Source organism: Pseudomonas thivervalensis, assembly GCF_001269655.1.
Lineage (GTDB): Bacteria > Pseudomonadota > Gammaproteobacteria > Pseudomonadales > Pseudomonadaceae > Aquipseudomonas > Aquipseudomonas thivervalensis.
In genome coordinates, this window is the sequence record NZ_LHVE01000002.1 from 1 (window position 1) to 12,619 (window position 12,619).

Below are 12,619 nucleotides of genomic sequence, written 5' to 3' on the forward strand. Positions count from 1 at the left end.
CCTAAGGTAGCGAAATTCCTTGTCGGGTAAGTTCCGACCTGCACGAATGGCGTAACGATGGCGGCGCTGTCTCCACCCGAGACTCAGTGAAATTGAAATCGCTGTGAAGATGCAGTGTATCCGCGGCTAGACGGAAAGACCCCGTGAACCTTTACTATAGCTTTGCACTGGACTTTGAATTTGCTTGTGTAGGATAGGTGGGAGGCTTTGAAGCGTGGACGCCAGTCTGCGTGGAGCCATCCTTGAAATACCACCCTGGCAACTTTGAGGTTCTAACTCAGGTCCGTTATCCGGATCGAGGACAGTGTATGGTGGGTAGTTTGACTGGGGCGGTCTCCTCCTAAAGAGTAACGGAGGAGTACGAAGGTGCGCTCAGACCGGTCGGAAATCGGTCGTAGAGTATAAAGGCAAAAGCGCGCTTGACTGCGAGACAGACACGTCGAGCAGGTACGAAAGTAGGTCTTAGTGATCCGGTGGTTCTGTATGGAAGGGCCATCGCTCAACGGATAAAAGGTACTCCGGGGATAACAGGCTGATACCGCCCAAGAGTTCATATCGACGGCGGTGTTTGGCACCTCGATGTCGGCTCATCACATCCTGGGGCTGAAGCCGGTCCCAAGGGTATGGCTGTTCGCCATTTAAAGTGGTACGCGAGCTGGGTTTAGAACGTCGTGAGACAGTTCGGTCCCTATCTGCCGTGGACGTTTGAGATTTGAGAGGGGCTGCTCCTAGTACGAGAGGACCGGAGTGGACGAACCTCTGGTGTTCCGGTTGTCACGCCAGTGGCATTGCCGGGTAGCTATGTTCGGAAAAGATAACCGCTGAAAGCATCTAAGCGGGAAACTTGCCTCAAGATGAGATCTCACTGGGACCTTGAGTCCCCTGAAGGGCCGTCGAAGACTACGACGTTGATAGGCAGGGTGTGTAAGCGCTGTGAGGCGTTGAGCTAACCTGTACTAATTGCCCGTGAGGCTTGACCATATAACACCCAAGCAATTTGTGAACTCGAAAGAGACCAGATTGCGGTGTGTGAAGACGAAACGAACCGAAAGTTCGAGATACTCACAAGCACCAAACTATCGCATACCCATTCGCTGGCACGTGACCGCAAGGCACGCACCGGCTACCGAATTTCTTGACGACCATAGAGCATTGGAACCACCTGATCCCATCCCGAACTCAGCAGTGAAACGATGCATCGCCGATGGTAGTGTGGGGTTTCCCCATGTGAGAGTAGGTCATCGTCAAGATTAAATTCCGAAACCCCTATCTGCTGACGCAGGTAGGGGTTTTGTTTTGCCTGCAGGAAAGTTCTTACGACAAGCACGGACAGCTCCCGCTGTCACAGCCCTCCGACAGTGCTAAGGTTCTGCCCTAGCTTTTGCATTTTCAAGGATGCCTTTCATGCCGGACGCAACGTCCCTTAGCCCAGCTTTCATGGTGGTTCACGGGAATCGCCTTGATGAATTGCGCAGCCTGGTGATCAGCTTGATGCGGCGCTATCCGCTGGCTCCCCTTGAAAATGAAATCGCGCTGGTACAGAGCAACGGCATTGCCCAATGGCTCAAGCTCGCACTGGCTGAAGACCCGGAAGATGATGACTCCGGTGGCTGCGGTATTGCAGCTGCCATTGATGTGCAACTGCCGGGCAGCTTCATGTGGCAGCTTTATCGAACAGTCCTGGGGCGTGATGAGATTCCGGCCAAGTCCCTGCTGGACAAGGCTCCGCTAACCTGGCGCCTGATGCGCCTGCTGCCGCAGTTGATCGAGCAGCCTCATTTCGAACCTCTGCGACGATTCCTGACCCACGACACCGACTTGCGCAAGCGCTATCAACTGTCCGAGCGCCTTGCCGATCTGTTCGACCAGTACCAGGTGTACCGGGCCGACTGGCTTGAGGATTGGGCGGAAGGTCGACACCAGACACGAAATGTCCGAGGCGAAATCAAGCCGCTCGCGCCGGCGAATTGCTGGCAAGCGGAACTGTGGCGCGCCTTGTTACTGGATGTGGGGGAACAAGGCATGGCGCAAAGCCGTGCGGGCGTCCACCAGCGCTACATCGAACATATCAACAACCTGCAAGTCGCTCCGAAAGGTTTGCCGGCGCGAGTCATCGTGTTCGGTATTTCTTCGTTGCCTGCCCAAGTCCTGGAGGCGCTCGCCGGTCTTTCCCGGTTCAGCCAGGTTCTGCTCTGCGTACATAACCCGTGTCGCCATCATTGGGCGGACATCGTCGCCGACAAGGATTTGCTGCGTCATCAGTACAAGCGCCAGGCCCGCAAGATCGGCATGCCCGCCGTCCTCGATCCGCAAACCCTGCATCAACATGCCCATCCGTTATTGGCCGCCTGGGGCAAGCAGGGGCGCGACTATATCAACCTGCTCGACAGCTACGATGACCCCAACAGCTATCGCTCGGTATTTCGCGATGGGCGAATCGACCTGTTCACGGATGGGACCCCCACGACCCTTCTCAGCCAGTTGCAGGATGACATCCTCGAGCTGCGGCCCCTGAACGAAACCCGGGAACACTGGCCTGCCGTCGATACGGAGCGAGACGGCTCGATCCGCTTTCATGTGGCCCACGGCGCCCAGCGTGAAGTGGAAATTCTCCATGACCAGTTGCTGGCTCACTTCAGCGCGGATCCGACCCTGCGCCCACGGGATATCATCGTCATGGTCCCGGACATCGACAGTTATGCGCCACATATACGCGCGGTGTTCGGCCAGCTCGACCGGAGTGACCCTCGCTTCATTCCATTCACGCTGACCGACCAGGGGCAGCGTGGACGCGATCCACTGCTGATCGCCGTCGAGCATTTGCTCAAGCTGCCGGACAGTCGTTTCCCGGTCAGTGAAATCCTCGATTTGCTGGATGTCCCGGCATTGCGCGAGCGGTTTGGCATCGATGAGGCCGATCTGCCGACGCTGCACCGCTGGATCGAAGGCGCGGGGATTCGCTGGGGGATGAGCGCCGAACACCGTGCCGGGTTGGGCTTGCCCGCTGAACTTGAGCAGAACAGCTGGCGTTTCGGCTTGCGTCGCATGTTGTTGGGATATGCCGTCGGCAGTGCGCAGGCCTATGACGGTATCGAACCCTATGACGAGATCGGTGGCCTGGATGCGGCATTGATCGGTCCGCTGGTTGCTTTGCTGGATGCCTTGGAAGTCGCCCATCAGGAACTCACCCAGCCAGCATCGCCGCAGCAATGGGGTTCGCGCCTGCAGGATCTGATGCAGCTGTTTTTCCAGGCGAGCAACGAGCATGACGACTATCTGCTGGCCCAACTCGAAGACTTGCGTGAGACCTGGCTGGAAACCTGTGAGTCGGTAGGGCTGCACGACGAATTGCCGCTGACGGTGGTGCGTGAAGCGTGGTTGGCCGGGCTGGATCAGGGACGACTGTCCCAACGCTTCCTGGCCGGAGCCGTCAACTTCTGTACCTTGATGCCAATGCGGGCGATCCCCTTCAAGCTGGTGTGCCTGCTGGGGATGAATGACGGTGATTACCCGCGAGCCCAGCCACCCTTGGACTTCGATCTGATGGGCGGCGACTATCGCCCGGGTGATCGTTCGCGCCGTGAGGATGACCGTTACCTGTTGTTGGAAGCGCTGCTTTCGGCCCGTGAAAAGCTCTATATCAGTTGGGTGGGACGCAGTATCCGCGACAATAGCGAGCGACCGGCATCGGTGTTGATTGGTCAACTGAGAGATCATCTCGCCACTGGGTGGCGCTTGGCCGATGACAGCAAGCCTCTTCTCGATGCCCTGACACAGGAGCATCCGCTGCAACCGTTCAGTGCGCGTTATTTCCATCAAGGTGACGAGCTGTTCAGTTATGCGAGCGAATGGCGAATGCTCCACGACATCACCGATCACACCGACACAACCCAGGTGCTGGAGCCTTACGTCCAGGAGGAGCCCTTGGGCCTCGGTCAGTTGCAGGACTTCCTGCGCAATCCCGTCCGCCATTTCTTCAGCCAGCGGCTGAAAGTGTTCTTCGAAGCCATCGAGGCGCCTCTGGCCGATGACGAACCTTTCGTGCTCGACGCGCTGCAACGCTACACCTTGAGTGACAGCCTGCTCGAGGCCGCCCTGGTGCGCCTGGACCAGCCGGATCTGGCCCTGGCCGCCCACGCCCAGAGACTCCAGAACAGCGGACTGTTACCGATGGCCGGGTTCGGTGAGTGCATGCAGCGTGAATTGATCGAGCCCTTGCCGGATCTGCTCCAGCGCTACCAACAGCTTCTGGCGTTATGGCCCACACCGCTGACCAGTGCTGTACCCGTCAGCCTGCACTTGCAGGGCGTGAGTGTCGAAGGGTGGCTCAGTGGCCTGCACCAGCGCTCCGACGGTGCGGTCCTCGCTATCACGGCCATACCCAATAGCATCGGTTCCACCAAGACCCGCAAGTGGCATCGCCTGATACGGCCCTGGGTCAATCATCTCGTGGCCTGCGCTAACGGTTTGTCGTTGACGACGGCGCTGGTGGCCAGTGATGACAGCTTGCTGCTGGCACCTTTTGAAGAGTCTGTCGCACAAAGATTGCTGGGCGATATGCTGCAGGCCTGGCAGACCGGTATGCGCCAGCCGCTACCGATCGCGGTGAAAACGGCTTTCGCCTGGCTCGGCCAAAGTGATCCACTCAAGGCCGAAGCGGCAGCCCGCAAAGCCTATGAAGGCGATGGACAGACGTTTGAAGGCGAACGGCGAGAAAGCCCAGCCCTGGCTCGACAGTTTGCTGATTTCGCTGCCTTGATGGCTGACGAAACATTCCCCGATTGGTGCGATGCGCTTTACCGACCATTGCTCGAAGCCCCATGGCGTTCATTGGTCAGCGAGGATGCCCGTTCATGAGTCGGCAGACACCATTGGCCCTGGCGTTCCCGTTGCGGGGCAGCCAACTGATCGAGGCCAGCGCCGGTACCGGCAAGACCTTCACCATTTCGGCGCTGTACCTGCGCCTGGTGCTGGGGCACGGCGGTTCGGCGTCCGGTTTCGGCCGCGAACTGCTTCCGCCGCAAATCCTGGTGGTGACCTTTACGGACGCTGCCACCAAGGAGTTGCGTGAACGAATTCGCACTCGTCTGGCCGAAGCCGCACGTTTCTTTCGCGACGAGATTCCTGCCCCTGATTCACTGATCGCCGCGTTGCGCGATGAATTCAATGCTGAGCAATGGCCTGGTTGCGCGAACCGGCTGGACATCGCCGCGCAATGGATGGACGAAGCCGCCGTCTCGACCATCCATAGCTGGTGCCAGCGCATGCTGCGTGAACATGCCTTCGACAGCGGCAGCCTGTTTACCCAGACCTTGGAAACCGACCACAGCGAATTGCTGGGCGAGGTGTTGCGCGATTACTGGCGACTGTTCTGCTATTCGATGCAAGGCGAGGCGCTGAACTGGGTGCGTACCCATTGGGGAGGGCCTGCCGCGCTCTTGCCACGGGTGAGAGGTTTGTTTTCCAGCGAGCGTGGCGACGGTGACGGGCTTGAGCCGGCCGAGCTGATTGCCGCCTCCTTGCAGGAGCGCAGTACCGCCTTGCTCGATCTCAAGGCGCCGTGGCGGCAATGGGCCGTTGAGCTGCTGGAGATCTGCCAGCAAGGCGTTGCCAGCAAGTCTGTCGATGGACGCAAGATGCAGGCGCGTTACTTCGAGCCGTGGTTCCAGAAAATCACCGCCTGGGTCGATGACGAAAGCCACGAGCTGCTGGACATCGGCACCGGGTTCACCCGACTGACGCCCGAAGGCATGGCCGAAGCCTGGAAAGGCGAAGTGCCCAACCATCCAGGGTTGGACGCCATGGCCGGCCTCAAGGCCAGCCTGGAGGCGTTGCCCACGCCAGATGCCGCTGTGTTGCAGCATGCCGCGCAATGGGTCGGGGCGCGCTTCGAGGCGGAAAAACGTCGCCGCGCCGAGATGGGCTTCGACGACATGCTGCTGCGTCTCGACGCGGCGCTGCAGGCCGACGGGGGCGAGCGTCTGGCGAGCCTGATCCGTGAGCAGTTTCCGGTGGCGCTGATCGATGAGTTCCAGGACACCGACCCGGTTCAGTACCGGATCTTCGAAAGCATCTACCGCATCGAAGACAACGACCCAGAGACCGGGCTTTTCCTGATCGGCGATCCGAAGCAGGCGATCTACGCCTTTCGCGGTGCCGACATCTACACCTACCTGCGTGCTCGCGAGGCCACGGTCGGCAGGTTGCATACGCTGGGCACGAATTTCCGTTCCAGCCATGCCATGGTGGGGGCGGTAAACCATATTTTCCAGAGTGCCGAATCCCGCCCGAAGGGGCGTGGGGCCTTCCTGTTCCGTGAGTCTTCGGGTGAGAACCCGGTGCCGTTCCTGTCCGTTGAGTCCCAGGGCCGCAAGGAGTCCTTGCGGGTGGCAGGACACGCCGTTGCGGCACTGAATATCTGGCACCTGTCGTCGGACCAACCTCTTTCTGGAGCGGTGTATCGGCAATCCATGGCGGCCGCCTGCGCCAGTGAGATCACGGCGTTGCTCAACGGTGGGCAGTCGGGACGCGACGGCTTCACGGTCGATGGCGAAACGCTGCGCGGGTTGCGCCCGGCGGATATCGCCATTCTGGTGCGCGACGGTAAAGAGGCGCAGGCCGTGCGAGACGAGTTGTCCGCGCGGGGCGTGCGCAGCGTCTATCTGTCCGACAAGGATTCGGTCTTCGCATCGCAAGAGGCGCGGGATTTGTTGACCTGGCTCAGGGCCTGCGCCGAGCCGGATGTGGAACGACCGCTACGGGCAGCGTTGGCCAGCATCACATTGAACCTGCCGCTGACGGAGCTGGAACGTCTCAATCAGGATGAACTGGCCTGGGAAGCGCGGGTCATGCAGTTCCGCGGTTATCGCACGATTTGGCGCAGCCAGGGCGTGCTGCCGATGTTGCGACGCCTGCTGCATGATTTCGAACTGCCCCAGGCCCTGATGACGCGCAGCGATGGCGAGCGGGTGCTGACCAACCTGCTGCACCTTTGCGAACTGTTGCAGCAGGCCGCTGGTGAACTGGATGGCGAACAAGCCCTGATCCGGCATTTGTCCGAGCACCTGGCCTTGTCCGGGCAGGCTGGGGAAGAGCAGATCCTGCGCCTGGAAAGCGATGAGCAGTTGGTCAAGGTGGTCACGATCCACAAGTCCAAAGGGCTTGAATATCCGTTGGTCTTCCTGCCCTTCATCTGTTCGACGAAACCGGTGGATGGCAGTCGACTGCCGTTGCATTACCACGATGAGGCCAACAAGGCGCAGATCAGCCTCACGCCCACTCCTGAATTGATCGCCAAGGCCGATGACGAGCGTCTGGCCGAGGATCTGCGACTGCTCTACGTGGCACTGACCCGTGCACAACATGCCTGCTGGCTGGGTGTCGCCGACCTCAAGCGGGGCAACAACAACGGCTCGATCCTGCATCTGTCCGCGCTGGGTTATCTGTTGGGCGGTGGTGCGCCGCTGGCCGAGTCGGTGGAGCTGAGGCGTTGGCTGGAAGACCTGCAACACGGCAGCGTCGCGGTGAGTTGCCAGTCCATGCCCGAAGCCACCGACGAGCACTACCGCCCCCCGCGCAGCGAAGCGATGTTGCTCGAACCCTTGGTGCCCTTGCGTAAAGCCAGCGAAAACTGGTGGATCGCGTCCTACAGTGCGTTGCGTATTGGCGAAAGCCTGAGCGAAGGCAGCGATACCGCGCCAGAGAGTCCGCAGGCCCAGAAACTGTTTGACGATGAGCGACTGGACCCGGACGCTCCCAGGGAAACCATCGCCGTCGGCGGCGATATCCACCGCTTTCCCCGTGGCCCCGGCCCCGGCACGTTCCTCCATGGCTTGCTGGAGTGGGCGGCCGGGGAAGGGTTCTTATCTGCGCCAGCGGATATCGAGGACGCCATTGCCCGACGCTGCAATCGCCGAGGCTGGAAAGGCTGGATCAACACGCTGAGCGACTGGCTGCAGCACCTGATCAAGATGCCCATGCACGTCGGCAGCGACCAGGCGCCGGTGGTGCTCGAACAACTGAGCCGGTTCCAGGTCGAGATGGAGTTCTGGTTCGCCAGCCACAAGGTCGATGTGCAAAAGCTTGACCAATTGGTTTGCCGGTTCACCCATGGCGGTGTCGCCCGAGTTGCGGCGGAACCGGTGCTGCTCAACGGCATGTTCAAGGGCTTCATCGATTTGACGTTCGAACACGACGGCCGGTATTACGTGGCCGATTACAAGTCCAACTGGCTGGGTGTCGACGACATGGCCTACACCGTACAGGCCATGGAACAGTCGATCCTGGACCATCGCTACGACCTGCAATACGTGCTTTACCTGTTGGCCCTGCATCGCCAGCTCAAGGCCCGGCTTCCCGATTATGACTACGACCGGCACGTCGGCGGCGCGCTGTACCTGTTCCTTCGTGGAACCCGTTCAACCAGCCAGGGCGTGTATTTCACCAAGCCGCCACGGGCATTGATCGAACAACTGGATCGCCTGTTCCAGGGGGCGCCCGAACCCAAGGCCGAGCCGGCATGGGTGCAGGGAGAATTGCTATGAGTCGTTCCTTTGCCGACCTGCTGCCCAAGGCGTCCGACGACGAGAGTCTGGTTGACCTCGCTCCTTTGAGCCGTGCGCAGGACCTGCTGTTATTGCTGACGCGCTGGGTCGAGCGCGGCTGGTTGCGCGCCCTGGACAAGGCCTTCGTTGCGTTCCTCCATGAACTGTCACCTGATGACGATCCATTGGTCCTGCTCGCCGCTGCGCTGACCAGCCATCAGTTGGGCCACGGGCATGTTTGCCTGGATGTGTTCGAAACCCTCAAGGAACCGGATTTCGCCCTGTCGCTGCCCCCCGAGGGTGATCTGCAGACCGGCGCGATGCTGTTGCCCTCGCAAATATTGCAGACATTGGACGGCGCCCATTGGTGCAAGGCCCTGGCGTCCAGCCGGCTGGTAGCCCTGGCTGCGGATGAGAGCGAAGAGGCGCAGCAACGTCCATTGGTACTGTCTGGCAAGCGTCTTTATCTACGCCGTTACTGGAGCTATGAACGGCGGATCGACGAGGCGTTGCGCCAACGGCTGATCGATCAGGAAGCGGCGCCCGGCGACCTGCGCGAGCGTTTGGACGGGCTGTTCGGGCCGGCCAATGCCAGCGCTCCGATCGACTGGCAGAAACTGGCCTGCGCGCTGGCGACCCGCGGGGCCTTCAGCATCGTGACCGGCGGCCCGGGCACCGGCAAGACCACCACCGTCGTGCGCTTGCTGGCGCTGTTGCAGGCACCGGCCGTCGAGGCCGTGAAGCCGCTGCGGATTCGCCTGGCTGCGCCCACGGGCAAGGCAGCGGCGCGCCTGACCGAATCCATCAGCCAGCAGGTCCGGACCCTGGATGTGGATGAGGCCGTTCGCGAGCGCATTCCCTGCGACGTCACGACCGTCCATCGATTGCTGGGCAGTCGTCCCGGCACCCGGCACTTTCGTCACCATGCAGGCAATCGCTTGCCACTGGATGTGTTGGTGGTTGATGAAGCATCGATGATTGACCTGGAGATGATGGCCAATCTGTTGGATGCACTGCCGGTCCACGCACGGTTGGTGTTGCTGGGGGACAAGGACCAGTTGGCTTCCGTAGAGGCCGGTGCGGTGTTGGGGGATTTGTGTCGAGACGCCGAGGACGGCTGGTACAGCCCCCAGACCCATGCCTGGCTTGAGTCGGTCAGTGGAGAAAACCTGGCGACCAGTGGCTTGCAGCAAGACCTCGACGGCACTCATCCCCTGGCACAGCAAGTGGTCATGCTCAGGCATTCCCGACGCTTCGGCGAAGGCAGCGGAATCGGTCAGTTGGCTCGCTGGGTCAATCAACAGCAGCCTGAAAAAGCCCGTCGGTTGCTGGAGGAAGGGCAATATGCCGACCTGTCTTCCCTGAAGCTGACAAGTGAACACGATACGAAGCTGGAAAAGCTCTTACTCGACGGCAAGCCAGAAGGGCCCCAGGGTTATCGGCATTACCTGAGCCTGCTACGCCAGCGCCGCCCGGCTATTCCTCACCCGTTGGAAGACCATTGCTGGGCCGATTGGGCTCGGGAAGTCCTGTCAGCCTTCGATGAATTCCAATTGCTTTGCGCGGTGCGCAGAGGCCCGTGGGGCGTCGAAGGATTGAACCAGCGAATCACCGCCGCATTGCTCAAGGCCCGTCTGATCGATAGTGATCATCAGTGGTACGAAGGCCGTCCGGTGCTGATGACCCGTAACGACTATGGGCTGGGATTGATGAACGGCGATATCGGCATAGCCCTCAAGCTGCCCGAGCGTGACGGGCCGGATGCCGGCAAACAGGTCCTGCGGGTCGCGTTCCCGCGCAATGACGGCCAGGGCGGCGTGCGTTTCGTCCTGCCCAGCCGCCTGAATGACGTGGAAACCGTGTATGCCATGACGGTGCACAAATCCCAGGGTTCGGAATTCACCCATACCGCGTTGATCCTTCCGGATGCGCTCAACCCGGTCTTGACCAAGGAATTGGTATACACCGCCATTACCCGGGGCAAGCAATGGTTCAGCCTGATCGAACCGCGAGCGGGCATCTTCGAGGAGGCGGTCCAGCGCAAGGTCAAGCGCTTGAGCGGGTTGATGCTGGCGTTGGAGTAGCCTGACTGAATCATCAGCTTTTAATGATTCATGCCCCCTGTGGCAATTTGGCCTGTTTCGTTCCGAAGCCTGCGTAACACGCTGCCTCGCTGGCTTTTGGGCACTGTGCTATCGTTCCGGCACTTATCGCTAGGATCAAGAGACTTTCCATGAACGTGCCTGTACGGGAGGCAGTGCGCAGCAAGGGCTGGGGGCGTTTTCTGCTTGCCGGCCTTTTGTGTCTGCTGCTGCCTGTCGCGGTGGCCGAGGAGCTAGTCGCCACGACTCAGGCCGAGCAGCGGGCCGAAGCGGTGACCCAGGTGGTATTGGGCATTCTCAGTTATGCCCGTTGGCCTGTGGAGCCAACTCAATTGCAACTGTGCATCGTCGGGCCGACCCAATACACCGACGATCTGGTCAAGGGCACCACCCAAGCCACGGGGCGGCCGGTGACGGTGCAGCGATTGCTGGCCGATCATCCCAATATCGCCACTGAGTGCAACGCGGTCTACGTCGGCAGGCTGACCAACGATGAGCACACCCGTCTGTTTGCGTCCTTGATCGGCAAGCCGGTGCTGAGCATCAGCGAAGGCGGCGACCAGTGCACCGTGGGGAGCCTGTTCTGCCTGCGGGTCGGTGATGAACAGGTGTCTTTCGAGGTCAACCTCGATTCCGTGGCACGCAGTGGCGTGCGCATCCATCCGAGTGTGCTGCAGCTTTCGCGCCGCAGGTCCGCAGTGCCATGAAACAGCGCAAACCAAAGGTCCGTCCCACCCTGGGCTCGGTCATCGGTCGCGGTCATCTGATTGTCGCCTTGGTGGCTATCACCATGGCCAGTGTGTCCCTGACCTTGCTCGGCCTGTTGGCGTTGCGGGTCTACGCCGATCACAACCTGCACCTGATTGCCCGTTCGATCAACTACACCGTGGAAGCTGCCGTGGTGTTCGATGACTCGGCCGCAGCCACCGAAGCACTGGCCTTGATCGCCTCCACCGAGGAAGTCGCCGATGCCCAGGTCTTCAATGAACATGGCCGCCTCCTGGCGCGCTGGCAGCGACCGCAAACCGGCCTGTTGTCGGAACTGGAGGTGCACATTGCCAAGGCATTCCTGGAAAAGCCCATCAGCCTGCCGATCGTTCATCAAGGACAGAACATCGGCCGTATCGTGTTGGCGGGGCATGGCGGCAGCCTGTTGCGCTTTTTGCTCAGCGGCCTCGCGGGGATCATCCTGTGCACGGCAGTAAGTGCCTGGGTGGCGCTTTATCTGGCGCGGCGCCAGTTGCGGGCGATCACGGGGCCGCTGCGCAGCCTGGCCGAGGTGGCCCACGCGGCCCGTAGCGAACGAGCCCTGGACCGCCGTGTGCCGCCGGCCGCCATCGCCGAACTGGATAACCTGGCCAATGACTTCAATGCACTGCTCGATGAACTGGAATCCTGGCAGACCCACCTGCAAAGCGAAAACGAAACCCTGGCCCACCAGGCCAGTCATGACAGCTTGACCGGCTTGCCGAACCGGGCGCTGTTCGAAGGCCGGCTGATTCGCGCCTTGCGTAATGCCAGCAAGCTCAACGAGCAGGTCGCCGTGCTGTACCTGGACAGCGACCGGTTCAAGGGCATCAATGACAACTTCGGTCACGCCGCCGGTGACGCGGTGCTGACAGCGGTGGCGACCCGGGTCCGGGCCCAGTTGCGCGAGGACGACTTGGTCGCGCGCCTGGGGGGCGATGAATTCGCCGTGCTGCTGGCGCCTCTGCACAAGGCCGAGGACGCCGAGCGCATCGCTGAAAAAATCATCGCCAGCATGGAAATGCCGATTCAATTGCCCGGTAACGCTTCCGTGTTGACCTCCCTCAGTATTGGCATTGCCGTCTACCCGGATCATGGGGCCACACCGGGCACCCTGCTTCACGCCGCCGATGCGGCCATGTACCAAGCCAAACGCCTCGCCCGAGGCGGTCAACATACGGCGGGGTCGGATCACTCCGTCGCTGATCTTCAAACCAGGAGCTGACT

The 12,619-nt window shown here is 60.8% G+C and carries 5 protein-coding genes and 2 rRNA genes; all 7 read left to right on the forward strand.

What is annotated here, in order from left to right; all coding sequences use genetic code 11:
* Nucleotides 1-981 (forward strand): 23S ribosomal RNA (locus AD659_RS02800); the annotation flags it as partial.
* Nucleotides 982-1,134: 153 nt separating this feature from the next.
* Nucleotides 1,135-1,250 (forward strand): 5S ribosomal RNA (rrf, locus tag AD659_RS02805).
* 154 nt (nt 1,251-1,404) lie between these two features.
* Complete coding sequence (gene recC / locus AD659_RS02810; RefSeq protein WP_053118187.1) at nt 1,405-4,857, forward strand: exodeoxyribonuclease V subunit gamma; 3,453 nt, start codon at nt 1,405-1,407, stop codon at nt 4,855-4,857.
* The gene (gene recB, locus AD659_RS02815; protein WP_053118189.1) at nt 4,854-8,543 is read left to right on the forward strand and encodes an exodeoxyribonuclease V subunit beta; all 3,690 of its coding nucleotides are present in this window, start codon (nt 4,854-4,856) and stop codon (nt 8,541-8,543) included. The genes recC and recB overlap by 4 nt, the downstream gene beginning before the upstream one ends.
* Entirely contained in the window at nt 8,540-10,627 is a 2,088-nt protein-coding gene (recD, locus tag AD659_RS02820) for an exodeoxyribonuclease V subunit alpha (protein ID WP_053118191.1), read from the forward strand. Before recB ends, recD begins: the two co-directional genes overlap by 4 nt.
* Nucleotides 10,628-10,776: 149 nt before the next feature.
* Nucleotides 10,777-11,352 carry a regulatory sequestration protein YfiR gene (gene yfiR, locus AD659_RS02825; RefSeq protein ID WP_053118193.1) on the forward strand — a complete coding sequence of 192 codons (576 nt, stop codon included), beginning with the start codon at nt 10,777-10,779 and terminating at the stop codon, nt 11,350-11,352.
* Nucleotides 11,349-12,617, forward strand: coding sequence for a diguanylate cyclase DgcN/YfiN (gene dgcN / locus AD659_RS02830; RefSeq protein WP_053118195.1), 1,269 nt, complete (start codon nt 11,349-11,351; stop codon nt 12,615-12,617). Before yfiR ends, dgcN begins: the two co-directional genes overlap by 4 nt.
* The last annotated feature ends 2 nt before the right edge of the window (nt 12,618-12,619 follow it).

Bases quoted from the DNA above. Each gene is read 5' to 3' on its own strand.
- recC (WP_053118187.1), top strand. From the start codon at position 1,405: ATGCCGGACGCAACGTCCCTTAGCCCAGCTTTCATGGTGGTTCACGGG.
- recD (WP_053118191.1), top strand. From the start codon at position 8,540: ATGAGTCGTTCCTTTGCCGACCTGCTGCCCAAGGCGTCCGACGACGAG.
- yfiR (WP_053118193.1), top strand. From the start codon at position 10,777: ATGAACGTGCCTGTACGGGAGGCAGTGCGCAGCAAGGGCTGGGGGCGT.
- dgcN (WP_053118195.1), top strand. From the start codon at position 11,349: ATGAAACAGCGCAAACCAAAGGTCCGTCCCACCCTGGGCTCGGTCATC.
- recB (WP_053118189.1), top strand. From the start codon at position 4,854: ATGAGTCGGCAGACACCATTGGCCCTGGCGTTCCCGTTGCGGGGCAGC.